General features: G+C 60.0%; 26 protein-coding genes and 1 other RNA gene. 15 read left to right on the top strand and 12 right to left on the bottom strand.

The window, feature by feature from the left end:
- Positions 1–18 precede the first annotated feature (18 nt).
- Positions 19–2,241: a polyphosphate kinase 1 gene (gene ppk1 / locus AC1RQB_RS02225; RefSeq protein ID WP_008076081.1), complete on the top strand. Its 2,223-nt coding sequence runs from the start codon at positions 19–21 to the stop codon at positions 2,239–2,241.
- 174 nt (positions 2,242–2,415) lie between these two features.
- Here ppk1 and ppx read toward each other — a convergent pair whose 3' ends face one another.
- The 5 genes from ppx to AC1RQB_RS02200 all read right to left on the bottom strand — a co-directional run bounded on the left by ppx (position 2,416) and on the right by AC1RQB_RS02200 (position 6,974).
- Positions 2,416–3,918 (bottom strand): exopolyphosphatase, encoded by a 1,503-nt coding sequence (gene ppx, locus AC1RQB_RS02220; RefSeq protein ID WP_008076080.1) that lies wholly within the window; start codon positions 3,916–3,918, stop codon positions 2,416–2,418.
- A 208-nt stretch (positions 3,919–4,126) separates the two neighbouring features.
- A complete protein-coding gene (locus AC1RQB_RS02215) occupies positions 4,127–4,864 on the bottom strand; it encodes an amino acid ABC transporter ATP-binding protein (RefSeq protein WP_063342180.1) in 738 nt (245 codons plus the stop codon).
- Positions 4,851–5,501 (bottom strand): amino acid ABC transporter permease, encoded by a 651-nt coding sequence (locus AC1RQB_RS02210; RefSeq protein WP_063342181.1) that lies wholly within the window; start codon positions 5,499–5,501, stop codon positions 4,851–4,853. The genes AC1RQB_RS02215 and AC1RQB_RS02210 overlap by 14 nt, the downstream gene beginning before the upstream one ends.
- Entirely contained in the window at positions 5,498–6,169 is a 672-nt protein-coding gene (locus AC1RQB_RS02205; RefSeq protein ID WP_063342182.1) for an amino acid ABC transporter permease, read from the bottom strand. The genes AC1RQB_RS02210 and AC1RQB_RS02205 overlap by 4 nt, the downstream gene beginning before the upstream one ends.
- A gap of 19 nt (positions 6,170–6,188) precedes the next feature.
- Positions 6,189–6,974, bottom strand: a complete 786-nt coding sequence (locus AC1RQB_RS02200; protein ID WP_063342183.1) for a transporter substrate-binding domain-containing protein — start codon at positions 6,972–6,974, stop codon at positions 6,189–6,191.
- Positions 6,975–7,231: 257 nt separating this feature from the next.
- Here AC1RQB_RS02200 and AC1RQB_RS02195 point away from each other — a divergent pair, with 257 nt between their 5' ends.
- From AC1RQB_RS02195 to AC1RQB_RS02170, 6 genes are all read left to right on the top strand, one after another.
- On the top strand, positions 7,232–7,939 hold the full coding sequence (locus AC1RQB_RS02195; RefSeq protein ID WP_063342184.1) for a FadR/GntR family transcriptional regulator: 708 nt from the start codon (positions 7,232–7,234) through the stop codon (positions 7,937–7,939).
- A gap of 120 nt (positions 7,940–8,059) precedes the next feature.
- Positions 8,060–8,389 carry a thioredoxin TrxA gene (gene trxA / locus AC1RQB_RS02190; protein ID WP_003206727.1) on the top strand — a complete coding sequence of 110 codons (330 nt, stop codon included), beginning with the start codon at positions 8,060–8,062 and terminating at the stop codon, positions 8,387–8,389.
- A 247-nt stretch (positions 8,390–8,636) separates the two neighbouring features.
- The gene (gene rho / locus AC1RQB_RS02185) at positions 8,637–9,896 is read left to right on the top strand and encodes a transcription termination factor Rho (protein WP_007899384.1); all 1,260 of its coding nucleotides are present in this window, start codon (positions 8,637–8,639) and stop codon (positions 9,894–9,896) included.
- Positions 9,897–10,037: 141 nt separating this feature from the next.
- Positions 10,038–11,504 carry a 4-hydroxy-3-polyprenylbenzoate decarboxylase gene (ubiD, locus tag AC1RQB_RS02180; RefSeq protein WP_063342185.1) on the top strand — a complete coding sequence of 489 codons (1,467 nt, stop codon included), beginning with the start codon at positions 10,038–10,040 and terminating at the stop codon, positions 11,502–11,504.
- Positions 11,504–12,472 carry a CDP-6-deoxy-delta-3,4-glucoseen reductase gene (locus tag AC1RQB_RS02175; RefSeq protein WP_063342186.1) on the top strand — a complete coding sequence of 323 codons (969 nt, stop codon included), beginning with the start codon at positions 11,504–11,506 and terminating at the stop codon, positions 12,470–12,472. Before ubiD ends, AC1RQB_RS02175 begins: the two co-directional genes overlap by 1 nt.
- 210 nt (positions 12,473–12,682) lie before the next feature.
- A complete protein-coding gene (locus AC1RQB_RS02170; protein ID WP_008012527.1) occupies positions 12,683–13,351 on the top strand; it encodes a gamma-glutamylcyclotransferase in 669 nt (222 codons plus the stop codon).
- Here AC1RQB_RS02170 and glpT read toward each other — a convergent pair.
- Together glpT and AC1RQB_RS02160 are read right to left on the bottom strand one after the other, a co-directional pair.
- A complete protein-coding gene (glpT, locus tag AC1RQB_RS02165) occupies positions 13,327–14,676 on the bottom strand; it encodes a glycerol-3-phosphate transporter (protein WP_008012529.1) in 1,350 nt (449 codons plus the stop codon). The genes AC1RQB_RS02170 and glpT overlap by 25 nt on opposite strands.
- A gap of 204 nt (positions 14,677–14,880) precedes the next feature.
- A complete protein-coding gene (locus tag AC1RQB_RS02160) occupies positions 14,881–15,858 on the bottom strand; it encodes an NADPH:quinone oxidoreductase family protein (protein ID WP_063342187.1) in 978 nt (325 codons plus the stop codon).
- A gap of 150 nt (positions 15,859–16,008) precedes the next feature.
- Between AC1RQB_RS02160 and AC1RQB_RS02155 the strand changes: the two genes are divergently transcribed.
- Positions 16,009–16,416 carry a flagellar basal body-associated protein FliL gene (locus AC1RQB_RS02155; RefSeq protein ID WP_032830753.1) on the top strand — a complete coding sequence of 136 codons (408 nt, stop codon included), beginning with the start codon at positions 16,009–16,011 and terminating at the stop codon, positions 16,414–16,416.
- A gap of 139 nt (positions 16,417–16,555) precedes the next feature.
- Here the strand turns inward: AC1RQB_RS02155 and AC1RQB_RS02150 are convergent, their stop codons facing one another.
- The gene (locus AC1RQB_RS02150) at positions 16,556–17,008 is read right to left on the bottom strand and encodes an EVE domain-containing protein (RefSeq protein ID WP_063342188.1); all 453 of its coding nucleotides are present in this window, start codon (positions 17,006–17,008) and stop codon (positions 16,556–16,558) included.
- A 200-nt stretch (positions 17,009–17,208) separates the two neighbouring features.
- On the opposite strand from AC1RQB_RS02150, the gene AC1RQB_RS02145 reads away from it, so the two are divergent.
- Positions 17,209–17,358: a hypothetical protein gene (locus AC1RQB_RS02145; RefSeq protein WP_008076065.1), complete on the top strand. Its 150-nt coding sequence runs from the start codon at positions 17,209–17,211 to the stop codon at positions 17,356–17,358.
- Positions 17,359–17,392: 34 nt separating this feature from the next.
- On the opposite strand, the gene AC1RQB_RS02140 is transcribed toward AC1RQB_RS02145, so the two are convergent.
- From AC1RQB_RS02140 to AC1RQB_RS02125, 4 genes are all read right to left on the bottom strand, one after another.
- Positions 17,393–17,998 carry a 5-formyltetrahydrofolate cyclo-ligase gene (locus AC1RQB_RS02140; RefSeq protein WP_008076052.1) on the bottom strand — a complete coding sequence of 202 codons (606 nt, stop codon included), beginning with the start codon at positions 17,996–17,998 and terminating at the stop codon, positions 17,393–17,395.
- A gap of 85 nt (positions 17,999–18,083) precedes the next feature.
- Positions 18,084–18,262, bottom strand: a non-coding RNA gene (ssrS, locus tag AC1RQB_RS02135) — 6S RNA.
- A gap of 30 nt (positions 18,263–18,292) precedes the next feature.
- The gene (locus tag AC1RQB_RS02130; RefSeq protein ID WP_008076050.1) at positions 18,293–18,610 is read right to left on the bottom strand and encodes a cell division protein ZapA; all 318 of its coding nucleotides are present in this window, start codon (positions 18,608–18,610) and stop codon (positions 18,293–18,295) included.
- Positions 18,607–18,816 carry a TIGR02449 family protein gene (locus tag AC1RQB_RS02125; protein ID WP_007982902.1) on the bottom strand — a complete coding sequence of 70 codons (210 nt, stop codon included), beginning with the start codon at positions 18,814–18,816 and terminating at the stop codon, positions 18,607–18,609. The genes AC1RQB_RS02130 and AC1RQB_RS02125 overlap by 4 nt, the downstream gene beginning before the upstream one ends.
- A 126-nt stretch (positions 18,817–18,942) precedes the next feature.
- Here AC1RQB_RS02125 and AC1RQB_RS02120 point away from each other — a divergent pair, with 126 nt between their 5' ends.
- The 6 genes from AC1RQB_RS02120 (at position 18,943) to AC1RQB_RS02095 (ending at position 26,431) form a co-directional block, all read left to right on the top strand.
- Positions 18,943–19,497, top strand: coding sequence for a YecA/YgfB family protein (locus AC1RQB_RS02120; RefSeq protein WP_063342189.1), 555 nt, complete (start codon positions 18,943–18,945; stop codon positions 19,495–19,497).
- 27 nt (positions 19,498–19,524) lie between these two features.
- Positions 19,525–20,859: a Xaa-Pro aminopeptidase gene (gene pepP, locus AC1RQB_RS02115; RefSeq protein ID WP_008076048.1), complete on the top strand. Its 1,335-nt coding sequence runs from the start codon at positions 19,525–19,527 to the stop codon at positions 20,857–20,859.
- The gene (ubiH, locus tag AC1RQB_RS02110) at positions 20,856–22,043 is read left to right on the top strand and encodes a 2-octaprenyl-6-methoxyphenyl hydroxylase (RefSeq protein ID WP_063342190.1); all 1,188 of its coding nucleotides are present in this window, start codon (positions 20,856–20,858) and stop codon (positions 22,041–22,043) included. Before pepP ends, ubiH begins: the two co-directional genes overlap by 4 nt.
- Positions 22,044–22,169: 126 nt before the next feature.
- On the top strand, positions 22,170–23,387 hold the full coding sequence (locus AC1RQB_RS02105; RefSeq protein ID WP_198537229.1) for a 2-octaprenyl-3-methyl-6-methoxy-1,4-benzoquinol hydroxylase: 1,218 nt from the start codon (positions 22,170–22,172) through the stop codon (positions 23,385–23,387).
- A 245-nt stretch (positions 23,388–23,632) separates the two neighbouring features.
- Positions 23,633–24,637: an extracellular solute-binding protein gene (locus AC1RQB_RS02100; protein WP_063342192.1), complete on the top strand. Its 1,005-nt coding sequence runs from the start codon at positions 23,633–23,635 to the stop codon at positions 24,635–24,637.
- 177 nt (positions 24,638–24,814) lie between these two features.
- Positions 24,815–26,431, top strand: a complete 1,617-nt coding sequence (locus AC1RQB_RS02095; RefSeq protein ID WP_008076044.1) for an ABC transporter permease — start codon at positions 24,815–24,817, stop codon at positions 26,429–26,431.
- Positions 26,432–26,572: the final 141 nt, after the last annotated feature.

Raw genomic sequence — 26,572 nt, 5'->3', positions numbered from 1 at the left:
CCCTCCCAGGAACATTCGATGAATACCGAAGGACTCACTGAAGTTGCCGTAAAAGACGCTCAACCTGTGGTGGAGCCAATCGCCGAAACCCCGCCGGAGCTGGAGCCTGCTCCTCCCGCGGTGGTGGCCGAGCCCGTTGTTGCGGCGCCAGCGATTGCCATTCCCGGCCTGGATGACAGCAGCCTGTACATCCATCGTGAGCTCTCGCAACTGCAGTTCAACATCCGCGTGCTGGAACAGGCGCTGGATGAGTCCTACCCATTGCTGGAGCGGTTGAAGTTTCTGCTGATTTTCTCCAGCAACCTGGACGAGTTCTTCGAGATTCGTGTCGCCGGCCTGAAGAAGCAGATCACTTTCGCTCGCGAACAGGCCGGCGCCGATGGCCTGCAACCGCACCAGGCCCTGGCTCGCATCAGTGAACTGGTGCATGGCCACGTCGATCGCCAATACGCGATCCTCAATGACATTCTGTTGCCGGAACTGGAAAAACATCAGGTCCGCTTCATCCGTCGCCGTTACTGGACCACCAAGCTCAAGACCTGGGTTCGTCGTTATTTCCGCGACGAGATCGCCCCGATTATCACCCCGATCGGCCTCGACCCGACGCACCCGTTTCCGTTGCTGGTGAACAAGAGCCTGAACTTCATCGTCGAGCTCGAAGGCATCGACGCCTTCGGTCGCGACTCCGGTCTGGCGATTATCCCGGCACCGCGTCTGCTGCCGCGGATCATCAAGGTGCCGGAAGAAGTCGGCGGTCCCGGCGACAACTATGTGTTCCTGTCGTCGATGATCCACGCTCACGCCGATGACCTGTTCCAGGGCATGAAGGTCAAGGGCTGCTACCAGTTCCGCCTGACCCGAAACGCCGACCTCGCGGTCGACACCGAAGATGTCGAAGACCTGGCCCGCGCCCTGCGCGGCGAGTTGTTCTCCCGTCGCTACGGTGACGCGGTGCGGCTGGAAGTTGCCGATACCTGCCCGAAACACTTGTCCGACTACTTGCTCAAGCAGTTCAACCTGCATGAGACCGAGTTGTATCAGGTCAACGGCCCGGTCAACCTGACCCGGCTGTTCAGCATCACTGGCCTGGACAGTCATCCGGAGCTGCAATACAACCCGTTCACCCCGCAGATCCCGAAACTGCTGCAAAACAGCGAGAACATTTTCAGCGTGATCAGCAAGCAGGACATTCTGCTGCTGCACCCGTTCGAGTCGTTCACCCCGGTGGTCGACTTGCTGCGTCAGGCAGCGAAAGACCCGCACGTGTTGGCGGTACGCCAGACGTTGTATCGAAGCGGCGCCAACTCCGAGATCGTCGATGCGCTGGTAGACGCTGCGCGTAACGGCAAGGAAGTGACGGCAGTGATCGAATTGCGCGCGCGGTTCGATGAAGAGTCCAACCTGCAACTGGCCAGCCGTCTGCAAGCGGCCGGTGCGGTGGTGATTTACGGCGTGGTCGGTTTCAAGACCCACGCCAAGATGATGCTGATTTTACGCCGCGAGGCGGGCGAAATTGTCCGTTACGCCCACTTGGGGACCGGCAACTACCACGCGGCCAACGCCCGTCTGTACACCGACTACAGCCTGCTGACCTCCGACGACGCCTTGTGCGAAGACGTCGGCAAACTGTTCAGCCAGTTGATCGGTATGGGCAAGACCCTGCGCATGAAGAAACTGCTGCACGCACCGTTCACGTTGAAGAAGGGCATGCTCGACATGATTGCCCGGGAGACGCAGTTCGCCCTCGACGGCAAACCGGCGCACATCATCGCCAAGTTCAACTCGCTGACCGACCCGAAGGTCATCCGCGCGTTGTACAAGGCCAGTCAGTCGGGGGTGCGTATCGATCTGGTGGTGCGTGGCATGTGCTGCCTGCGACCGGGTATCGCCGGGGTCTCCCACAACATCCATGTGCGCTCGATCATCGGTCGTTTCCTGGAACACACCCGGGTTTTCTACTTCCTCAACGGTGGCGAAGAGCAGATGTTCCTGTCCAGCGCCGACTGGATGGAGCGCAACCTCGACAAGCGCGTCGAGACTTGCTTCCCGGTCGAGGGCAAGAAGCTGATTTTGCGGGTCAAGAAAGAGCTGGAGCTTTATCTGACCGATAACACCCACAGCTGGAGCCTGCAGGCGGACGGTCGCTACATCCGCAACACGCCGACCGGCAACCAGAACCCGCGCAGTGCCCAGGCTACCTTGCTTGAGCGTTTGGGCAGCCCGATTCTGGCTGTTCGTTAACGTAGATTCGGTTGATACAAAAAAGGGCGATCCATGTGGATCGCCCTTTTTTGTTCCCGCCCGAGCGGTGAATGACTTGTGGCGAGGGAGCTTGCTCCCGTTGGACTGCGCAGCAGTCCCTCTTTTTGGGGCCGCTTCGCAGCCCAGCGGGAGCAAGCTCCCTCGCCACAGGGTTTAGCGAACGTTCAGCACGAAGCTGACGCGGGTCAGCCATTCCGCTTCCAGGGCGAAGTCGGCCTGGGTCAACTGGTTGTCGTCCAGCCAGTGTTCCGGGAACAACACGTCCAGGCTGTCGCCATTGGCGTGTAGCACCACTTGTGGCATTTCCTGGGTACCGCGGATGTGGTGGAACAGAATCGCAAAACGCAGCAACACGCACAGGCGAATCAGCTTGATGCCGTCGTCGCCGAATTCGGCGAACTTGTCCTTGGGAATGTTGCGTCGGTGGCCCCGCACCAGCAGCGCGAGCATTTGCTGGTCTTCGCGGGAGAATCCGGCCAGGTCCGAGTGCTCGATCAGGTAGGCGCCGTGCTTGTGGTACTGATAGTGCGCGATGTCCAGACCCACTTCATGGACCTTGGCCGCCCAGCTCAGCAGTTCGCGCCAGACACCGTCATCCAGCTGCCAATCCTCGGCCACTTGATCGAAGGCATGCAGCGCCTTGCGTTCGACCCGCGCGGCTTGTTCCAGGTCAACATGATAACGATCCATCAGCGAGCTGAGTGTGCGCTCACGCACGTCTTCATGATGATGACGGCCCAACAGGTCGTAGAGCACGCCTTCGCGCAGGGCGCCTTCACAGTGGTCCATGCGTTGCAATTCGAGGGCGTCGAAGATCGCTTCGAGAATCGCCAACCCGGCGGGGAAAATCGCCCGGCGGTCGGGCTTGATGCCTTCGAAATCGATTTTCTCGACATCGCCGAGTTTGAACAGCTTGCGCTTGAGCCAGGCCAGGCCTTCGGCATTCACTTCGCCAGTGCCATGCCCGCCGGCCTTCAGCGCGAGGCCAATGGCGCGAATGGTGCCCGAGGAGCCGATGGCTTCATCCCAGGTCAGGCGGTGCAGGGCGTGTTCGATGCTCATGATCTCCAGCCGCGCCGCGGTGTACGCCTGGGCATAGCGGGCCGGGGTGATCTTGCCATCCTTGAAATAGCGCTGGGTATAGCTGACGCAGCCCATTTGCAGGCTTTCGCGCAGCAGCGGTTCGAAGCGCTGGCCGATAATGAATTCGGTACTGCCGCCGCCGATGTCGGCTACCAGGCGCTTGCCCGGCGTGTCGGCGAGGGTGTGGGAGACGCCGAGGTAAATCAGGCGCGCTTCTTCACGGCCAGAGATGACTTCTACCGGATGGCCAAGAATTTCTTCGGCGCGGTGGATGAATTCGGCGCGGTTACGGGCTTCGCGCAGGGCGTTGGTGCCGACGATCCGCACGGTGCCGGGCGGCATACCGCTGATCAGTTGGGCGAAACGCTTCAGGCAATCGAGCCCGCGCTGCATGGATTCTTCGCTGAGTTGGCGCTCTTCGTCGATGCCGGCGGCCAGCTGAACCTTCTCCCCGAGACGTTCGAGAATCCGGATTTCGCCGTTCTGGGCCTTGGCCACGACCATGTGAAAGCTGTTGGAGCCCAGGTCGATTGCGGCGATCAGGGACAGATTCTTGGCTTGGGATTGCGGCATGGTCAGGGGGTCTCGGTCGATAACCTCGACATCCTGCCACGATCAAACGCTGCCGCCAACGCGCAGTGTTCAAAGCGTTGATCCGAGGCAGAAAAGTCGATGACCGCTGCGCGGTCAATCGCTAGCAGGCTAGCTCCCACATTGGAATGCGTACCCCTGTGGGAGCTAGCCTGCTAGCGATGAGGGCATTAAAGACACTGAGGCTCTTTCAGGCTGTCGCTTCAACAGTGCCAATGAAATTCGCCAGCTCCGCCGTCTGCGGGTTGGCAAACAATACCTTTGGATCCCCCACCTCATGCACCTTGCCATGGTGCATGAACACCAATTTGTCCCCAACCTCGCGGGCAAAGCGCATTTCATGGGTGACCATGATCAGCGTCATGCCCTCCTTGGCCAGTTGCCGGACCACGCTCAGCACTTCGTTGACCAGTTCCGGGTCCAGCGCCGAGGTGATTTCATCGCACAACAGCACCTTCGGCGACATCGCCAGCGCCCGGGCAATCGCCACCCGCTGTTGCTGGCCGCCAGACAGTCGGTCGGGGAAGGCATCAAATTTTTCCCCCAGCCCCACCCGCTCCAGCATCTGCCGCGCCAGTTCGGCGGCTTTGGCTTTCGGCACTTTCTGCACCACTTGCGGCGCGAGCATGACGTTTTCGCCCACGGTCAGGTGCGGGAACAGATTGAACTGCTGGAACACCATCCCGACTTTCTGCCGCAGGCTGCGCAGGTCGGCGCGGGCGGCGTCGAGGTATTCGCCGTCGACTTCGATCACGCCGTCATTGATCGACTCCAGACCATTGAGGGTGCGCAGCAAGGTGGATTTGCCCGAGCCGCTGCGGCCAATGATTGCCACCACCTGGCCTTCGTCGACACTCAGGTCGATGCCTTTGAGCACATGGTGGTCGCCGTAATATTTATGCAGGGCGGAAATTCTAAGCAGAGGCATGCAGTCTCCTTTCCAGGTAGCGCGCACTGAGGGACAAGGGGTAGCAGAGCAGGAAGTAACCGAGCGCCACCAGGCCGTAGACCATGAAGGGTTCGAAGGTCGCGTTGGCGAGCATGCCGCCGGTCTTGGTCAGTTCGGTGAAGCCGATGATCGAGGTGACGGCGGTGCCTTTGACCACTTGCACCGAGAAGCCCACGGTCGGCGCCACGGCGATGCGCAAGGCTTGCGGCAGGATCACGTAACGCAGTTGCTCCAGCGGGTTGAGCGCCAGGCTCGACGAGGCTTCCCACTGGCCGTGGGGGATCGAATCGACACAACCGCGCCAGATCTCCGCCAGGTAAGCGCTGGTGAACAGCGTCAAGGCGATCGCCGCGGCCATCCACGGCGAAATCTCCACACCGGCCAACGCCACACCGAAGAACACCAGAAACAGCTGCATCAATAGCGGTGTGCCCTGGAACAGTTCGATGTAGGTGCGGGCGAAGTGGCTGGGCAGGGATTTTTTTGAAATCCGCATCACCATGATCAGCAAGCCGATCAGCCCGCCGCCGATAAACGCCACCAGCGACAATGCCAGGGTCCATTGCAGGCCCGTGAGCAGGTTGCGCAGGATGTCCCAGAAGGTGAAATCGCTCATTGGCTGCTGCTCCTTGCTATGTAGCGCCGGCCGATCCAGTTCAGCAATTGGCGGATCAGCAACGCCATGCACAGATAGATCAGTGTGGTCAGGGCATAGGTTTCAAAGGCGCGGAAGTTACGCGATTGAATGAAGTTGGCGGCGAAGCTCAGCTCTTCGGTGGCGATCTGTGAACAGACCGCCGAGCCGAGCATGACGATGATGATCTGGCTGCTCAGGGCCGGCCAGACCTTGCCCAGCGCCGGCAGCAGAACCACGTGGCGGAAGGCTTCGAAGCGGGTCATCGCCAAGGCGGCCGCGGCCTCCAGCTGCCCGCGGGGGATCGCTTGAATGCCGGCGCGGATGATCTCGGTCGAATAGGCGCCAAGGTTGATCACCATCGCCAGCACCGCTGCCTGCCATTCGGAAATCTGCAGGCCCAGCGACGGTAAACCGAAGAAGATGAAAAACAACTGCACCAGGAATGGCGTGTTGCGTATCAACTCGACGTAAACCCCGAAAATGCCGGCGAACGGGCGGATGTTCCACGCCCGCACCAGTGCCCCGACGATACCCAGACCGACCCCGAGCACCGCGCCAATGGCCGTCAACTCAAGGGTGAACAGCGCACCACGCAGCAGCAGATCGGTGTTTTCCACCGCCGGCAAGAAATCGAACTGATAAGCCATAAGTCGTCTCCGCGAACGATCAGAGATCGGCCGGCAGCGGCTCTTTCAGCCAGGTTTGCGAGTTCTTTTCCAGCGCACCGTCAGCCTTGGCTGTGGCGAGGATGTCGTTGACCTTGCCCAGCAGCGCTGGCTCGTTCTTGTTCACGCCGACATAAACCGGTGAGTCCTTGAGCTTCACTTTCAGCGCCGGCACGCGTTTCGGGTTTTTCTCGCTGATCGCCACCATCACCACGTTGCCACTGGCGATCAGGTCGACTTGCCCTGCGAGGTAAGCGGCGATGGTCGAGTTGTTGTCTTCGAAACGTTTGATGGTCGCGCCTTCGGGAGCGACTTTGGTCAGCTCGATGTCTTCGATGGCGCCACGGGTGACGCTGATGGTTTTGCCCTTGAGATCGTCCAGGCCCTTGATGGCGGCGTCTGGCGGGCCGAATACGGCGAGGTAGAACGGCGCGTAGGCACGGGAGAAATCGATGACTTTCTCGCGCTCAGGGTTCTTGCCGAGGCTGGAAATCACCAGGTCGACTTTGCCGGTGGTCAGGAACGGAATGCGGTTGGTGCTGTTGACCGGGGTCAGTTCAAGTTTGACCTTGAGCTGGTCGGCCAGCAGTTTGGCGGTGTCGATGTCCAGGCCGCGAGGTTTCATGTCCGGGCCGACCGAACCGAATGGTGGGAAGTCCTGGGGCACCGCGACTTTGAGGGTGCCGCGTTTGACCACATCCTCCAGACCGTCGGCGTGGGCGGGCGCCTGGCTCAGCATCAGGCTGGCAAACAGAGCGGCGAGGAGGGCACTGTAACGCATGGTCATGGCAAATCTCCGGATCGGCGGGAAGTGATTTCTGCGGATCGACAGAGCACAGGACATGCCAAGATTCGGTTTTGGGGGCCGCAGGCCACGGTTTTGCTGGTGTCGTTCGGTCTTACTGGTCTGAACAGTTGGGTGGCATTTCGCACCCTGATGGCGCACCCGTGAAAATCCCCGAACCCCCATGGGGCACGACTTGCCGGACGCCGCGAATAGCTTTACAACTAGCCGCTCATTGGCCTGGCTCGTCTGAAAAAACCATGAACTCGATCTCCCGCGCCGTACCCGAAGTGGCGCTGCAAGCCATCCGCAAGCTGATCACCGAACAAGGTTTCGGGGCGGGGGATGCCTTGCCCTCGCAACGGGACCTGGCGGTGCAATTGGGGGTCAGTCGGGCGTCGTTGCGTGAGGCGTTATCGTCCCTGAGTGCGCTGGGCGTGATCAGTATCCAGCCGGGCAAGGGCGTGTTTGTGCAATCACCGGTTGATCTGCCCCGGGGCGATGCGGCGCCGGGCTGGCCGTTCGCGGCCCAGGCATCGCCGCTGGACATCTTCCAGTTGCGCTATGCGCTGGAAGGCTTTGCCGCCGGGCTGGCGGCCGTGACCCTGAGCACCGACGATCTTGATGCCCTGGAGGACAATGTCGCCGCCATGCGCAACGAACTGCGTGCCGCCGACTTCGAGGCGGCGGCACGACTGGACTTCGAGTTTCACCGGCGCATCCTCCTGGCCAGCGGCAATCAGGCGATGCTGAGCATTCTGACGGCCAGCGCCGACATCTTCCTGGAGAGCCAGAAGCTACCGTTCATCCGGGCCGAACGGGCGATGGAAACCTGGCAGGAACACCGTAAAATCCTCCGGGCGCTGGCTCGCCGGGCCTCTGGCGCCGCGCAGAAGGCCATGCAGGAGCATGTGCGCAACGCTGCGCTTCGTACCGGAATTGCGTTCGTCGCTCCCGCCACCTCATGACTTGAGCTATACCCAAACTCATGGGCCACCATAGCGAGACTCAATCATCTGCAGCTTCCTGAACGCGGGAAGGGCGGCTATGATGGGCCACGTTTTTTTGCTTACAACCTGGAGACTTCCATGAGCAGCGATCTTATCAAACACGTTAGCGACGCTAGCTTCGAGGCCGACGTACTCAAGGCCGAAGGCGCTGTACTGGTCGACTACTGGGCTGAATGGTGCGGCCCTTGCAAAATGATCGCTCCTGTTCTGGACGAAATCGCTGAGACCTACAAAGGCAAGCTGACCGTAGCCAAGCTGAACATCGACGAAAACCAGGAAACCCCGGCCAAGCACGGCGTACGTGGTATCCCGACGCTGATGCTGTTCAAGAACGGCAACGTCGAAGCCACCAAGGTCGGTGCGCTGTCGAAGTCGCAACTGGCTGCTTTCCTCGACGCCAACATCTAAGCGTTGTTATAAAGCGTCATGAAAAGGCCCCGCATAATGCGGGGCCTTTTCGTTATTGAGGGCTAGACGCTCCGAAACTCAGGTGGTACATTCGGCCCCGCACTGGTTTCTCCACTGCCCCCTGCTAGCCGTCGCCGACGCACTCCTTTTCGAATAAGTACGCGATCCTGTCGCCTTCTCTGCGGCGCGGCCTCATTAAGCCAAAAGCTTAATTTCCCCCCTCCATAAATGATTACGTCATTCCTATATGAATCTGACTGAACTCAAGCAAAAGCCGATTACCGAACTGCTCGAATTGGCCGAACAGATGGGCATAGAAAATATGGCCCGTTCGCGCAAGCAGGACGTGATTTTCTCCCTGCTCAAAAAGCACGCTAAAAGCGGCGAGGAAATCTCCGGTGATGGCGTGCTGGAGATTCTCCAGGACGGCTTCGGCTTCCTGCGCTCCGCTGACGCTTCCTATCTCGCCGGCCCAGACGATATCTACGTCTCGCCGAGCCAGATCCGCCGCTTCAACTTGCGCACCGGTGACACCATCGTTGGCAAGATCCGCCCTCCAAAGGAAGGCGAGCGTTATTTCGCACTGCTCAAGGTCGACACGATCAACTACGATCGTCCCGAGAACGCGAAAAACAAGATTCTCTTCGAGAACCTGACCCCGCTGTTCCCGACCGTGCGCATGAAGATGGAAGCCGGCAACGGTTCCACCGAAGACTTGACCGGTCGTGTCATCGACCTGTGCGCCCCGATCGGCAAAGGCCAGCGCGGCCTGATCGTTGCACCGCCGAAAGCCGGTAAAACGATCATGCTGCAAAACATCGCGGCGAACATCGCACGTAACAATCCTGAAGTTCATCTGATCGTATTGCTGATCGACGAACGTCCGGAAGAAGTGACCGAAATGCAGCGCACCGTGCGCGGCGAAGTGGTTGCCTCGACGTTCGACGAGCCGCCAACCCGCCACGTGCAGGTTGCCGAAATGGTGATCGAGAAGGCCAAGCGCCTGGTCGAACACAAAAAGGACGTGGTGATCCTGCTCGACTCCATCACCCGTCTGGCGCGTGCCTACAACACCGTGATCCCGAGCTCCGGCAAGGTGCTGACCGGTGGTGTCGATGCCCACGCCCTGGAGAAACCGAAACGTTTCTTCGGCGCTGCACGGAACATCGAAGAAGGCGGCTCGCTGACCATCATCGCTACCGCGCTGGTTGAAACCGGCTCGAAGATGGACGAAGTGATCTACGAAGAATTCAAAGGCACCGGCAACATGGAACTGCCTCTGGATCGCAAGATCGCCGAAAAGCGTGTGTTCCCGGCCATCAACATCAACCGTTCCGGTACTCGCCGCGAAGAGTTGCTGACGGCCGACGACGAACTGCAGCGTATGTGGATCCTGCGCAAGCTGCTGCACCCGATGGACGAAGTCTCCGCCATCGAGTTCCTGGTCGACAAGCTGAAACAGACCAAGACAAACGACGAGTTCTTCCTGTCGATGAAACGCAAGTAAGTCGCAGAAAGTCAGCAAAAGCCGGGGAAACCCGGCTTTTTGCTATCTGATTTTTGATCAACGGCAGTTCGTGGTTCTGAATAGAGGGGTTCGGCGCTAAACTGCCTGCCCCGAACGCCACGGCCAACACGAGGCTCACGCATGCAGTATCGCGACTTGCGCGACTTTATCAGCGGCCTGGAAAAGCGCGGCGAACTCAAGCGCATCCAGGTTCCAGTGTCCCCAGTGCTCGAAATGACCGAGGTCTGCGATCGCACGTTGCGCGCCAAGGGCCCGGCGCTGCTTTTCGAAAACCCTACCGGCTATGACATTCCAGTACTCGGCAACCTGTTCGGCACCCCCGAGCGCGTGGCGCTGGGCATGGGCGCAGAAGCGGTCAGCGAGTTGCGCGAAATCGGCAAGCTGTTGGCGTTCCTCAAGGAGCCCGAGCCGCCGAAGGGTCTGAAGGACGCCTGGTCCAAGCTGCCGATCTTCCGCAAGATCATTGCCATGGCACCGAAAGTCGTCAAAGACGCGGTGTGCCAGGAAGTGGTCATCGAAGGTGATGATGTCGATCTGGCGATGTTGCCGGTACAGACCTGCTGGCCGGGCGACGTCGGTCCGCTGATTACTTGGGGGCTGACCGTCACCAAAGGTCCGAACAAGGACCGCCAGAACCTCGGCATCTATCGTCAGCAAGTGATCGGCCGCAACAAGGTGATCATGCGCTGGTTGAGCCACCGTGGCGGCGCGCTGGATTACCGTGAGTGGTGCGAGAAACACCCCGGCCAGCCGTTTCCGGTGTCTGTGGCCCTGGGTGCTGATCCGGCAACCATTCTTGGCGCTGTGACGCCGGTGCCGGACAGCCTCTCCGAATACGCTTTCGCCGGTCTGTTGCGCGGAAATCGCACCGAACTGGTGAAGTGCCGCGGCAACGACCTGCAAGTGCCGGCCACCGCCGAGATCATCCTTGAAGGCGTGATCCATCCGGGCGAAATGGCCGATGAAGGTCCGTATGGCGACCACACCGGCTACTACAACGAAGTCGACAGCTTCCCGGTGTTCACCGTCGAGCGCATCACTCACCGGATCAAACCGATCTACCACAGCACCTACACCGGTCGTCCGCCGGATGAGCCGGCGATTCTCGGTGTGGCGCTGAACGAAGTGTTCGTGCCGATCCTGCAAAAGCAGTTTCCTGAGATCACCGACTTCTACCTGCCGCCCGAAGGCTGTTCGTACCGCATGGCCATCGTGACCATGAAGAAGTCGTATCCAGGGCATGCCAAGCGGGTAATGCTCGGTGTCTGGTCGTTTTTGCGACAGTTCATGTACACCAAGTTCGTTATCGTCACTGACGACGATATCAACGCACGGGACTGGAGCGACGTGATCTGGGCCATCACCACGCGCATGGACCCCAAGCGCGACACGGTGATGATCGACAACACGCCGATCGACTACCTCGACTTCGCCTCGCCGGTTTCCGGCCTGGGCTCGAAGATGGGACTCGATGCCACGCATAAATGGCCAGGCGAAACCACCCGCGAGTGGGGCCGGGTCATCGTCAAGGATGAAGCCGTTACCCAACGGATCGATGCCATCTGGAATCAGTTAGGAATAGATTGATGCGTGTAACCTTGCAGCCCTCCGGAGCAGTGCTAGAGATTCTGCCCGGCGAGCGGATTCTCGATGGCGCGCGGCGCCTGGGCTATGAATGCCCGCAAAGCTGTCGTAACGGCAATTGCCATGTGTGCGGCGCGTTGCTGGTGGAAGGGCGGGTCGAACAAGCCGGCGATGTGCGTGACCATGGCGAGTTCTACACTTGCATTGCAGAGCCGCTGGAAGACTGCATCGTGCTGTGGGATGGCGTGCTCGCGCTGGGAGAGTTGCCGGTGCGCAGCGTGTCGTGTCAGGTCATTGAATGCAGGGATGTCGGCGGCGATACCTGGCGCGTGCGTCTGCGTGCGCCGGCGGGCAAGCCGCCGCGCTATCACGCCGGTCAGTACCTGATGATCGAGCGAGAGAACGGCGAGAAATCCGCCTTCTCCCTGGCCTCTGCACCGCATTCCGGGCGCGACCTGGAAATTCACGTACTGGCGCGCGAAAGCAGTGCGCTGAGCCTGATCGAACAGCTTCAGCGCAACTCGATGGTGCGTATCGAGATGCCATTCGGCGATACCCATCTGGCGGAATTGCCGGACGGTCCACTGGTACTGATTGCTGCTGGTACCGGCATGGGTCAGATCCACAGTCTGATCGAACATTGCCGGGCCACGGGATTCAAGCATCCGGTGCATCTGTATTGGGGGGTGCGTCGTCCTGAAGACTTTTATGACATCGAACATTGGGATGAATGGGAAAAACTGCCCAATCTGTTCCTGCATAAAGTCGTCAGCGATCAATGCGGCTGGGGAGGGCGCTGCGGCATGTTGCATGCGGCAGTGTGTGAAGATTTCCCTGACCTGAAAGCCCTGCATGTCTATGCCAGCGGCTCTCCGGCCATGGTCTATGGCACGCTGGATGCGCTGGTCGACGCGGGGATGGATGCCCATCAGATGCGCGCGGATGTGTTCGCCTACGCCCCCCGATCTTGATCCACGATCTTAAATCGTTATAACTCCCCATATAGCCGATCGGTATTTATAAATTTTTATAAATGCCGGTAGGTTATATCTCATTCAGGCAATAAGTTTTAGAGCGCCGCCATGGCACTTAAATTGCCTTGAACCATATGTGCCTTATTGTTACAGCGGTGCGTTCTATTAAGTAATTCTTCACCCGCGGGGAGCTGAACGCTATTCGCCATGAGCGCCATTGAATCTGCTTTTTTGAATCTGGCTTACCCTCCGCGGCTCGATCTGGGGCCGCAGCTTACGCACGAACAATTGCTTAGCTCGATGCAATCGACCATGGCGCGCCACAAGGGTGGGCCGGTCTGGCTATTCGCTTATGGTTCGCTGATCTGGCGCCCTGAATGTGCAGCGGTTGAGCGAGTGCGCGGTCGCGTGCATGGCTACCATCGCGGTTTGTACCTGTGGTCCCACGAACATCGCGGTACACCGGAAGTGCCGGGGCTGGTGTTTGGCCTGGATCGTGGCGGCTCATGCAGCGGGTTTGCCTATCGGTTGCCCGAAGAACAACTCGAAGCTTCGCTTTATGCGCTCTGGCAGCGTGAAATGCCATTCCCGTCCTATCGCCCACACTGGCTCAACTGCCGTCTCGAAGACGGAAGCCAGGTTCAGGCATTGGGATTCGTTTTGGAGCGGCACCTGCCCAGCTATGCCGGCAACTTGCCGGATCATGTGCTGAGCCAGGTGTTCGAAAGCGCTTGCGGGCGTTACGGCACCACGCGCGAATATGTCGAGCAGACAGCTCACGCCCTGCGTAGCCACGCCATGCCAGACCGGAATCTGGAGGCGCGGCTCAAGCGCTGTAAATCAAAGGCCGATCAGGCGATCGCTTCGCGGCTCTGACTGGCGACGTTCTTGTGGCCCAGGGTGGGCGCCAGGAACGCCATCGCCAGCAGGCAGGCGACGACCAGCAGGATGAAGCCGCCATCCCAGCCGAAATAGTCCACCGTGTAGCCCATCAGGGCACTGGCCGCGACTGAACCACCCAGGTAACCAAACAAACCGGTAAAGCCCGCGGCCGTTCCTGCAGCTTTCTTCGGAACCAGCTCCAGCGCCTGCAGGCCGACCAGCATCACCGGGCCATAGATCAGGAAGCCGATGGCGAACAGCGAGATCATGTCGACCATCGGATTGCCCGGCGGATTCAGCCAGTAAACGATCGTCGCAACGGTCACCAGTGCCATGAACACCATGCCCGTCAGGCCACGGTTGCCCCGGAAGATCTTGTCCGACATCCAGCCGCATAGCAGTGTGCCGGGAATGCCTGCCCACTCGTACAGGAAGTAAGCCCAGGACGTCTTGTCGAAGTCGAAGTGCTTGACCTCTTTGAGGTAGGTCGGCGCCCAGTCCAGAATGCCGTAGCGCAGCAAGTAGACGAAGACGTTGGCCAGCGCGATGAACCAGAGCATTTTGTTGCGCAGCACGTATTTGACGAAGATGTCCTTGGCGCTGAATTCTTCTTCGTGGCTGGCGTCGTAGCCTTCCGGGTAGTCGTTCTTGTACTTCTCGATGGGCGGCAAGCCCGTCGATTGCGGGGTATCGCGCATGACAATGAAGGCAAATACAGCGACCAGCAACGCCACCGCTGCCGGTACGTAGAACTTGCTGTGCCAGTCGTTGAACCAACCCATGCCGAGTATCGCCAGCGGGCCGATCAAGCCACCGCCGACGTTATGCGCGGTGTTCCAGACCGAAACCACACCGCCGCGTTCTTTCTGCGACCACCAGTGCACCATGGTGCGCCCGCTCGGTGGCCAGCCCATGCCTTGCGCCCAGCCGTTGATGAACAACAGGATGAACATCATGGTCACGCTGGACGTTGCCCACGGTGCGAAACCGAAAACGAACATCACCCCGGCGGACACTATCAGGCCAAAAGGCAGGAAGTAACGAGGGTTGGAGCGGTCGGACACGATACCCATCAGAAACTTGGAAAGGCCGTAGGCGATCGCAATCGCCGACATCGCCACCCCGAGCTGACCTTTTGTATAGCCTTGGGCGATTAGATCCGGAAATGCCAGGGTGAAGTTCTTGCGCAGCAGGTAGTAACCCGCATACCCAATGAAAATCCCGGCGAAGATCTGCCAGCGAAGGCGTCGGTAGGTGCTGTCTATTTTTTCTTCAGGCAATGGAGCCTGATGTGCGGCAGGACGAAAGAAAGCAAACATTCAAGAGCTCCAGATTTCTTGTTTTGACTGCGGATGCGAATGTTACAGTTTCGTTACCGAAAATAGCACCGGTTCGCATCGGCCAAACAGTGGAAATGTTGGAGATTGCATGTTCTTTTATGAACATGTCGCTCAGGTGTAAATGAGGGTCGGTGTGGGGATGATGGAACCAGGCCGCAAGGCTGCGACCTGGCTAGAAAATAATCAGCGAACCTGCACGACCACTTTCCCGACCGCCTTGCGCTGGCCAAGATCATTGATCGCCTGGGCCGCGTTGCTCAGGGGATACACCTGAGACACTAGCGGCTTCAACTTGCCCTCGGCAAACCAGCCAAACAACTGCTGGAAGTTTGCCGCGTTGTCCTGTGGTTGGCGCTGGGCAAAGGAGCCCCAGAACACGCCGACTACCGCGGCGCCTTTGAGCAGTGCCAGGTTCACTGGCAGCTCCGGGATTCGTCCGCTGGCGAAACCGACCACCAGTAGACGGCCGTTCCAGGCAATGGCGCGGATCGCCTGGTCGAACAGGTTGCCGCCCACCGGATCGTAGATCACGTCGGCGCCCTGGCCGTCGGTCAGGCGTTTGATCTCGTCCTTGAGGCTGGTTTCGCTGTAGTTGATCAACTCATCGGCACCGGCAGCCTTGGCCACCGCGAGTTTTTCTGCGCTGCTGGCGGCGGCTATAACGCGAGCACCCATGGCTTTGCCGATTTCTACAGCGGCCAGACCGACACCACCGGAAGCGCCGAGCACCAGCAAGGTTTCGCCAGGTTGCAGGTTGCCCCGTTGCTTGAGGGCGTGCATCGAAGTGCCGTAGGTCATGCTGAATGCGGCGGCGGTGTTGAAGTCCATTGATGCCGGGATCGGCAGCACGTTGTAGCCCGGCACCGCGACCTGCTCGGCAAAACTGCCCCAGCCAGTCAGGGCCATGACCCGGTCACCGACCTTGAGGTGACTGACCTTCTCGCCCACTGCGCTGACCACGCCGGCCGCTTCGCCACCCGGAGAAAACGGGAAGGGCGGCTTGAACTGATATTTGCCCTCGATGATCAACGTGTCCGGGAAATTCACCCCAGCCGCATGCACGTCCAGCAGGATTTCATTCTTCTTCGCGACAGGACTGGCGACGTCTTCCAGCACCAGCGATTCGGCAGGGCCGAAGGCTTTGCACAGCACGGCTTTCATCAGGGCTATTCCTTTGGGAGTGATGGCCGATAAGTGTAGGTGTGTGAGTCATTGGGTCAACGAGCATGCCCGACCCTGATAGTCAGCCATAAGCTTGTGCTTGAGCGGCGGGTCGTTATGCTTGGCCGCAAACCGGATAAGGAGCGAATTGTGAAAGCGTGGATCATGTTGATGCTGGCCCTGTCTCTGCCTGTGGCAGCGCTGGCCGAAGAAGCCAAAGAAGGTGAAGCCCCGAAGGTCAACTACATCACCCTGAGTCCGCCATTCGTGGGCAACTATGGGCTGGACGGTACGCCGAAGCTCAAGGTCTACAAGGCCGATGTGGCGTTGCGGGTGACCGGTGACGAGGCGACCAAAGCGGTAAAGGCCAATGAGCCATTGATCCGTAATCAGCTGGTGGCGTTGTTTGCACAGCAGACCACTGAAGCCATGAACAACGTTGAAGCCAAGGAAAAGCTGCGTCAGGAAGCCTTGAAGCAGACCCAGCAAGTGATGAACGACGAGACCGGCAAGCCGGTGGTTGAGGATTTGTTGTTCAACAACCTGATCATCCAGTAAGACATTCGTTGTTCGGGTGGGCCTCATCGCGGGCAAGCCCGCTCCCACAGGGATCCGGGTGGATGCAAAAGCTGCATACGCAGGAGATCATTGTGGGAGCGGGCTTGCCCGCGATGGCATTCTGAAAAACGCCACAAATCTACGGTTTGAGCGCCATCACCGCCGCCCACTGCTCCGCCGTCACTGGCATCACCGATAGCCGCGAACCCTTCTGCACCAGTGGCATCTCAGCCAATGCCGTTTGCTGCTTCAGATAATCGAGCTTCAGCACCCTGGAAAACGTCTCGACGTGAGCAACATCAATCGCGCTCCAGGCGTTTTTCTCGGCAGTGGCCTTCGGATCGAAGTAATGACTCTCCGGCTCCAGTGCCGTCGGGTCCGGGTACTCGGCCTCGACAATCTTGCCGATCCCGGCAATCCCCGGCTCCGGGCAGCTGGAGTGATAGAAGAAAAACTCGTCACCCACCGCCATGGCCCGCAGAAAGTTGCGCGCCTGGTAGTTGCGAACCCCGTCCCAGCGCGCTCGGCCAAGCTTCTCCAGGTCTTTGATCGAGAGTTCGTCAGGCTCGGATTTCATCAGCCAATAGGCCATGGTTTTGCTCCTTGCGAGGTGAGTGGGCAAGCGGTCAGGCAATTTTATGACAAACCGACAGTCGGTTGACGCCAGCGTTTGCGTGTCGGTTCACGTTGTCGCAAAATGCCGGCCTTCTAAGCTTGACGCTGCTGCACGGCCTACACCTACAACGGAAACCGCTGCTGTCATCGTGTTGATGTGCCTTTGGGGGGCAATCGATGAAACGCAAACCGGATTTACTATGGATTTTGGTTATTTTGTTCGGCCTTGGTGTCGTGACCACCGGCTATGCCCAAAGCCTGTGGAACGCCAAACCCGATGCTCCGGTCGAGATCTCGCAGCAACAGCCGTCGGCCTTCAAGCGCTGAACCTGTCTTTCGACGCCGCTGAAATCAGTGGCGTCTAGTCCGCGAAATACCATGCCTTGTCCGTGACCGTTCCCTGCAGCGGTACATCCCAGCTCGCCTGAGCCAATCGTTGAACCTTCTGACATTCATGGGCCAGGCCCAGCAGTGTCGGCTTGCGCCAGTTTTTGCGGCGCGCCAGGTACGCCAGGCTTCGATCGTAGAAACCACCGCCCATTCCCAGGCGTCCGCCGACATCGTCAAACCCCACCAGCGGCAACAACACCAGATCCAGCGCCCAGACCTTGCGTTGTCGGGCGATGTTGTGCCGTGGTTCGGGGATGCGAAAACGGTTGGGTTTGAGCTTTTCGCCGGGGCGTATCCGCTGGAACACCATTTTGGTTCGCGGCCAGGCACTGAGCACCGGCAGATACGTAACCTTGCCCCGACGTTGCGCGGCACGCATCAGCAGGCGCGGATCGATTTCACCGTCGTTGGGCAAGTACAGGGAGATGTGTTTTGCGCGGCGGAACAGCGGGTGCTGGATCAATTGCTTATACAGCCCGCGAGCGGCCTCGCGCTGCTGACTGGGTGTCAGTGCGCGGCGGGCCTTGCGCAGCATGCGTCGAAGTTGCGGGCGGGGCAGCAGCGCAGGTTCGGTCATGGGTTCAGGCTTCAGAAGTGCGAGTACCAAAGCGTACCCGTAAAAAAGCCGATGCCGGTATTTAAACCGGCATCGGACTGAAATAAGGCTCCCCGGATGAACCGCTGTCGACTTAGCCCTTGAACCCGAAAGTTCAAGGTGGAAGATGCAGTAGGCTTTAAGGCTTTCCGTCTAGCGGACATGCACACCAGCCCAACGTGCAACCTCCAGGGTAGTGCGAATCGGCTCAGGGACGTCGTCAACTGGCAAGCACCCCAGGGAGTGATGCGAGTATACCCCAAGCGGTTTCGCGTTTCAGCCCTTGGTGACATCCGGATCGGTCGACAGCGCCAGATCGACGCGGTCCAGCAGGTCGCGAACCTGCTCACGGGTCGAGCCGCTGGCCTGCACATCCGGGCGTTCATCCTTGTGCAGAAGATCGTGCGTGATGTTCAGGGCGGCCATCACGGCGATGCGGTCGGCGCCGATGACTTTGCCACTGCTGCGGATTTCGCGCATCTTGCCGTCCAGGTAACGGGCAGCGCTCACCAGGTTGCTGCGCTCTTCCTGGGGGCAAATGATCGAATATTCTTTGTCGAGGATCTGCACGGTAACGCTATTGCTTGAACTCATGAGTCTTGCTCCAGGGCCTTGAGGCGCGAAATCATCGATTCGACCTTACGCCGGGCGATTTCATTTTTTTCAATGAGGTGCGCGCGTTCCTCGCGCCAGGTCTTTTCCTGAGCTAATAGGAGTCCATTCTGACTCTTTAGTTGCTCGACTCGAGTAATTAGCAGCTCGAGTCTGGCCATCAGCGCTTGCAGGTCGGTGTCTTCCATTGTGTCCACTGGTTGTGTCTGATGCGTGATAGCTGGCGGACAGCCTTTAATAGTCTTGGCGAGTCTGTCGATGTAGGATACAAGGCCTTCATTCTAGACATAGCGCCGTCTGGCGCCTAGCTGCCCATGCCCATTCAGAATTCTCCGTATCAAGCCTTTGCCACCCTGCTGAGCACCAGCGGCCATCCCGTCTCGCCTGCCGAACTGCACGGCCTGTTGCTCGGTCGCAGTTGCGCCGGTGCCGGCTTCGAAGCCGACAGCTGGTTGGCCGACGCCGCCGAGCTGCTCGAAGGCGAGCCGCAAGACAACGTTCGCAACGCCTTGATCGGCCTGCAAGAGATGGTCAAGGGCGAGCTTACCAGCGACGACATGACCGTTGTTCTGCTGCTGCCGACCGACGACGCGCCGCTCACCGAGCGCGCGGCTGCACTGGGCCAGTGGTGCCAGGGCTTCCTCGCCGGCTTTGGCCTGACCCGCCGTGAATACGCGTTGAGCGAAGAAGCTAAAGAAGTGTTGCAGGACCTGGCGGCGATTTCTCAGGTCCAGGATGCCCTGGAAGAGTCCGACGACGGCGAAAGCGACTACATGGAAGTGATGGAGTACCTGCGCGTCGCTCCGTTGCTGCTGTTCACCGAAACCAAGAAAACCGACGAAGCGGCTGCCAAACCGTCGTTGCATTAATCGCGTGCCAGGGAAAGCCATCTGCCCATGATTCATATCCCGAAATCGGAATACAGCCGTCGCCGCAAGGCCCTGATGGCGCAGATGGAACCCAACAGCATCGCCATCCTGCCCGCCGCCGCGGTGGCCATCCGCAACCGTGACGTCGAGCACGTCTACCGTCAGGACAGCGATTTCCAGTACCTCAGCGGTTTCCCCGAGCCTCAAGCCGTCATCGTCTTGATGCCCGGCCGTGAGCACGGCGAATACGTGCTGTTTTGCCGGGAGCGTAATGCCGAACGGGAATTGTGGGATGGCCTGCGCGCCGGTCAGGAAGGCGCGATCCGCGACTTCGGCGCCGACGACGCATTCCCCATCACCGACATCGACGACATCCTGCCGGGCCTGATCGAAGGCCGTGACCGGGTGTACTCGGCCATGGGCAGCAACCCGGAATTCGATCGGCACCTGATGGACTGGATCAACGTGATCCGCTCTAAAGCGCACCTCGGCGCCCAGCCGCCGAACGAATACGTTGCCCTGGATCATCTGCTTCACGACATGCGCCTGTATAAATCGGCGGCAGAAGTGAAGGTAATGCGCGAAGCCGCACGGATTTCCGCCCAGGCCCATATTCGTGCGATGCAGGCCAGCCGTGCCGGTTTGCATGAGTTCAGCCTCGAAGCCGAGCTCGATTACGAGTTTCGCAAGGGCGGGGCGAAGATGCCGGCTTACGGTTCGATCGTCGCCGCCGGGCGCAACAGCTGCATCCTGCATTACCAGCAGAATGACGCGGTGCTCAAGGACGGCGATCTGGTGCTGATCGACGCCGGTTGCGAGATTGACTGCTACGCCAGCGACATCACTCGCACCTGGCCGGTCAATGGCAAGTATTCACCGGAGCAGAAGGCGATTTACGAGTTGGTGCTGGCTTCCCAGGAAGCCGCGTTTGCTGAAATCGCACCGAACAAACACTGGAATCAGGCACACGAAGCCACGGTCCGGGTGATTACCGCCGGTCTGGTGACGTTGGGCCTGTTGCAGGGCGACGTCGACGAGTTGATCGCCAGCGAAGCCTATAAAGCGTTTTACATGCACCGCGCCGGCCACTGGCTGGGCATGGATGTGCACGACGTTGGCGAGTACAAGGTCGGCGGCGAATGGCGCGTGCTGGAAGTCGGCATGGCGCTGACGGTCGAGCCGGGCATTTACATTGCGCCGGACAACCAGAACGTGGCGAAGAAATGGCGCGGCATTGGCGTGCGCATCGAGGACGACGTGGTGGTCACTAAAACCGGTTGTGAAATCCTGACGAACGGCGTGCCGAAAACGGTCGCCGACATCGAGGCATTGATGGCCGCAGCACGGACACAAGCGGCATGAGTCGAGTCAATCTGGCAATCATCGGCGGTGGCCTGGTCGGCGCCAGTCTGGCGTTGGCGTTGCAGGCCGGGGCCAAGGCCCGTGGCTGGAAGATCGTGCTGATCGAACCGTTTGCCCCCGGCGACAGCTATCAACCGAGTTATGACGCCCGCTCTTCGGCGCTGTCCTATGGTGCCCGGCAGATTTATCAACGGTTGGGCGTGTGGCAGGAAATCTCCCGCCGCGCCGAGCCGATCAAGCAGATTCATGTCTCCGACCGTGGACGTTTCTCCACCGCGCGGCTGTCGGCGATGGAAGAGGGCGTTCCGGCGTTGGGTTATGTGGTGGAAAACGCCTGGCTCGGCCAATGCCTCTGGCACAGTCTGGACAAGGACGTGATCAGTTGGCGTTGCCCGGCGGAGGTCACCGGCATGGAACCGCTGACCGACGGCTATCGCCTGACGCTCAATGATGAAACTCTGGTGGAATGCGACCTTGCGGTGCTCGCCGATGGCGGCCGTTCCGGCTTGCGTGAGCAACTGGGAATCGGCATCAAGAAACGCCCGTATAACCAGAGCGCGCTGATCGCCAACATCACCCCCAGCGAAGCGCACAACGGCATGGCCTTCGAGCGTTTCACCGACGATGGTCCGATGGCTTTGCTGCCATTGCCGGACAATCGCTGCGCTTTGGTCTGGACCCGTCTGGGCATGGACGCGCAACGGCTGGCAGCCCTTGATGACCGCAGCTTTCTCACTGAGCTACAGGGCATCTTCGGTTATCGTCTCGGCACGCTGAAACAGGTCGGCGCACGGCATTTGTATCCGCTGTCGCTGATCGAAGCCGAGGAACAAGTCCGCCCGCATCTGGCGATCCTCGGCAACGCCGCCCACAGCCTGCATCCGATTGCCGGGCAAGGGTTCAACCTGTCGTTGCGTGACGCCCAGGCGCTGGCCGACAGTTTGTTGGGCAGCGAGACATCGCCCGGTGATTTCGCCACCTTGCAGGCCTATCGCGAGCGTCAGCGTCTGGACCAGAACCTGACCGTGGGCTTCTCCGATCAGGTCACCCGCTTGTTCGGCAGCACTCAGCCGCTGGTTTCCCTGGGCCGCAACATTGGGCTGCTTGGCCTCGATCTGCTGCCGCCGGCCAAACGCTGGTTCGCCCGGCAGGCCATGGGCCTGGGTACGCGTCCCGATGACTAAGCGAAAGCCGGGCAGGGTGTACCTGCAAGTCGATATTCACGACGGCGCGAGCACTTGGGTGACGCGCGTCGGAAAAAACTTTATGAGCGGCTCAAGCCGCAAGCGAGACAGGCTTAAAGCATGGAAATGCGCGCAGATCTGCTGATTGTCGGGGCCGGAATGGTCGGCAGTGCCCTGGCGCTGGCGTTACAAAACAGTGGGCTCGAAGTCCTGCTGCTGGACGGTAGTCCCCTGAGCGTCAAACCCTTCGATGGGCAGGCTCCGTTCGAACCGCGGGTGAGCGCTTTGTCGGCAGCCAGCCAGCGAATACTCGAACGTCTGGGCGTTTGGGATGGCATCGTCAGCCGGCGCAGCAGCCCCTATACGGACATGCATGTCTGGGATGGCAGCGGCACCGGGCAGATCCATTTCTCGGCGACCAGCGTGCATGCCGAAGTGCTCGGGCATATCGTCGAGAACCGCGTGGTTCAGGACGCCTTGCTCGACCGACTGCACGACTGCGATCTCGGGATGCTGGCCAATGCGCGTCTGGAGCAGATGCGTCGCTCCGGTGACGACTGGCTGCTGACCCTGGCCGATGGCCGCACCTTGCGGGCACCTTTGGTGATCGCGGCGGATGGCGCCAACTCGGCCGTTCGGCGCCTGACCGGTGTTGCGACTCGCGAATGGGATTACATGCACCACGCGATCGTTACCAGCGTGCGCAGCTCAAAACCCCATCGAATGACTGCGTGGCAACGATTCACTGACAACGGTCCACTGGCGTTTCTGCCGCTGGAGCGGGATGGTCAACAGGATTGGTGCTCGATCGTCTGGTCGACCACGCCGAGCGAAGCCGAACGCCTGATGGCGCTGGATGACGAAGGCTTCTGCAAGGAGCTGGAGCGGGCCTTTGAAGGCTGCCTTGGCACAGTGCTCAGCGTCGACCCGCGTTTGTGTGTGCCGCTGCGTCAGCGTCATGCCAAACGGTATGTGGCTGAAGGACTGGCGTTGATCGGCGACGCGGCCCACACCATTCATCCGCTGGCCGGGCAGGGCGTGAACCTTGGTTTCCTCGATGCCGCGGTGCTGGCCGAAGTGCTGCTGCAAGCGGCCACGCGCGGCGAGCGGTTGGCGGACGTGAAAGTGCTCAGTCGCTACGAGCGTCGGCGCATGCCTCACAACCTGGCGTTGATGGCGGCGATGGAAGGGTTCGAGCGGTTGTTCCAGGCCGATCCGTTGCCGGTGCGCTGGTTGCGTAATACCGGGTTGAAGATGGTTGACCAGATGCCCGAGGCCAAGGCGTTGTTCGTTCGTGAAGCGCTTGGGTTGATCGGGGATCTGCCGGCACTTGCCAAGGCCTGAGATCTTCGTTGGGGCTGATGGACTCTTCGCGGGCAAGCCTCGCTCCTACAGGTTTTGTGTCGTTTGCCAATGTCGCGGTTGACCAATACCTGTAGGAGCGAGGCTTGCCCGCGAAGGCGTCGGTACATCCACCACCACTCTCGGTTATGCAACATCCGGTAACGCCTCAACTCACTGTCCGATTGAGATGCGAAATGTGAGTCCTTATCATTCGCTCTCACTTCCCCATTCGAGAGACCGCTTCCATGTTGGCACCCAAGCGTCTACTGACCGCACTGGCCCTGACCCTGATTGGCAGCACCGCCGCCCAGGCCGCCGACGAGGTGGTGGTTTACTCCTCGCGTATCGATGAGTTGATCAAGCCAGTCTTCGATGTCTACACCCAGAAAACCGGCGTGCAGGTGAAGTTCATCACCGACAAGGAAGCGCCGCTGATGCAGCGGATCAAGGCCGAGGGTGAAAACGCCACCGCCGACCTGCTGCTGACCGTCGATGCCGGCAACCTCTGGCAGGCCGAGCAGATGGGCATCCTCCAGCCGTTCACGTCCAAGGTGATCGACGCCAACATCCCACTGCAATACCGCGCTTCCTCCCATGCCTGGACCGGCCTCAGCCTGCGGGCACGGACCATCGCCTACTCCACCGACCGGGTGAAACCCGGTGAGTTGACCACCTACGAGGCGCTGGCCGACAAGCAGTGGGAAGGCCGCCTGTGCCTGCGCACGGCGAAGAAGGTCTACAACCAGTCCCTGACCGCCACGATGATCGAAGTCCATGGCGCCGAGAAAACCGAGAAAATCCTCAAGGGCTGGGTCAATAACCTGTCCACCGACGTGTTCTCCGACGACATTGCCGTGCTGGAGGCGATCAACGCCGGCCAGTGCGACGTCGGCATCGTCAACACTTACTACTACGGCCGTCTGCACAAACAGAAGCCGGACCTGCCGGTGAAGCTGTTCTGGCCGAATCAGGGCGACCGTGGCGTGCACGTCAACCTGTCGGGCATCGGCCTGACCAAACACGCGCCACACCCAGAAGCCGCCAAGGCGCTGGTGGAGTGGATGACCACGCCTGAAGCGCAGAAGATTTTCGCTGACGTGAACCAGGAATTCCCGGCCAACCCTGCCGTTCAGCCTTCAGCTGAAGTAGCGAGCTGGGGCAAGTTTGTGGCTGACACCTTACCGGTGGAAATCGCTGGCAAGCGTCAGGCTGAAGCGATCCGGATGATGGATCGGGCTGGCTGGAACTGAGTCTGTCGATATACTGCGCCACAGAATGAAGTCGGCGGCGTCCCCGCCGGCCTGATCGTTCCCACGCTCTGCGTGGGAATGCATCCACCGACGCTCCGCGTCGAGGCGTGACGCAGAGCGTCACAAGATGTGTGCCCACGCAGAGCGTGGGCACAATCATTTAAACGAGAGCTTTCCTTGGCCCACCCCGCCCAACGCCGCTGGTATCCCTTGGTCTTCGCCATTGCTGCGCTGGTCTTGCTGCCCCTGAGCGTTCTGCTTTTTTCCTGGCAAATCATCGATCAGCAGATCTGGTCCCACCTGTGGGACACCCAGATGCCGCGATTGCTGGGCAATACCCTGACGCTGGTACTCGGCGTCGGTTTCGGCGTAACGCTGCTGGGCGTCAGCCTGGCCTGGCTCACAAGCCTCTGCGAGTTTCCCGGGCGGCGTTGGCTGGACTGGGCGCTGATGTTGCCCTTTGCGATTCCTGCTTATGTGCTGGCATTTGTCTTCGTTGGCCTGCTGGATTTTGCCGGTCCCGTGCAAACCTTGCTGCGCGAATGGTTCGGCAGCGGCCTGAGGCTGCCCCGAGTGCGCTCCACCGGCGGTGTGATTCTGGTGCTGGTGCTGGTTTTCTATCCGTACGTTTACTTGTTGGCGCGTAGCGCATTCCTGGCTCAGGGCAAAGGCTTGATGGAAGCGGCGCGAGTCCTTGGGCAATCCCCATGGCAGGCGTTCTGGCGGGTTGCGTTGCCGATGGCACGTCCAGCCATTGGCGCGGGCGTGGCGTTGGCGCTGATGGAAACCCTGGCGGATTTTGGGGCCGTGTCGGTGTTCAACTTCGATACGTTCACCACCGCTATCTACAAAACCTGGTACGGCTTTTTCAGTCTTTCCACGGCCGCGCAACTGGCCAGCCTGTTGCTGTTGGTGGTGATGGTCGTGCTGTATGGCGAGCGTCGTGCTCGTGGGGCCAATCGGGCGAGTAACGAACGACCGCGGGTCAAGGCGTTGTATCACCTGCGCGGGGTCAAGGCGCTGGCGGCCATGAGCTGGTGTGGTCTGGTATTTGCCTGCGCCTTCGTCATTCCCGTGCTGCAATTGATGGTGTGGTTCTGGCAACGTGGGCGCTTCGATCTGGATGAGCGTTATGCAGGATTGATCATCCATACCCTGTACCTGGGCGGCATAGCGGCGTTGATCACCGTCAGTGTCGCTCTGGTGCTGGCCTTTGCCCGTCGATTGGCGCCGACCCGGGCGATCCGTTCCGGCATCAGTCTGGCCAACCTTGGCTACGCCTTGCCGGGCTCGGTGCTGGCGGTGTCGATCATGCTGGCGTTCAGTTACCTGGATCGCGAACTGGTGATCCCGCTGTCGGGATGGCTTGGCGGCGCGGGCAAACCGTTACTGCTGGGCAGTCTGTCGGCGTTGTTGCTGGCCTATCTGGTGCGTTTTATCGCGGTGGCCTATGGACCGCTGGAAAGCAGTCTGGCGCGAATACGGCCCTCTTTGCCCGAAGCAGCACGTAGCCTTGGCGTCAGTGGGCCACGACTGTTTTTCAAAGTGTATCTGCCGTTGCTGCTGCCGGGCACATTGAGCGCGGCGTTGCTGGTGTTCGTCGATGTGCTCAAGGAAATGCCCGCGACCCTGCTGATGCGCCCGTTTGGCTGGGACACGCTGGCGGTGCGGATCTTTGAAATGACCAGCGAAGGCGAGTGGGCGAGGGCCTCGTTGCCGGCACTGACCCTGGTGTTGGTCGGGTTGTTACCGGTCATCGGATTGATCCGACGTTCGGCGCATCGAAACGCGTAGGTGTCAGTCCTACACCTTGCGGCTACAATGCGCGGCATTCGGTGCGGTCCATCCTCGGATCCGGTTGCTGAAATCGGCTGAAAGCCTTTTATTTCAAGGCATTTCATCCCGTGCAGCGCCTGCCCGCACCTTCGCCACGCC

It is taken from the genome of Pseudomonas sp. GW822-FHT02E03 (genome assembly GCF_058802325.1).
This window is presented reverse-complemented; position numbering and strand designations above follow the sequence as displayed.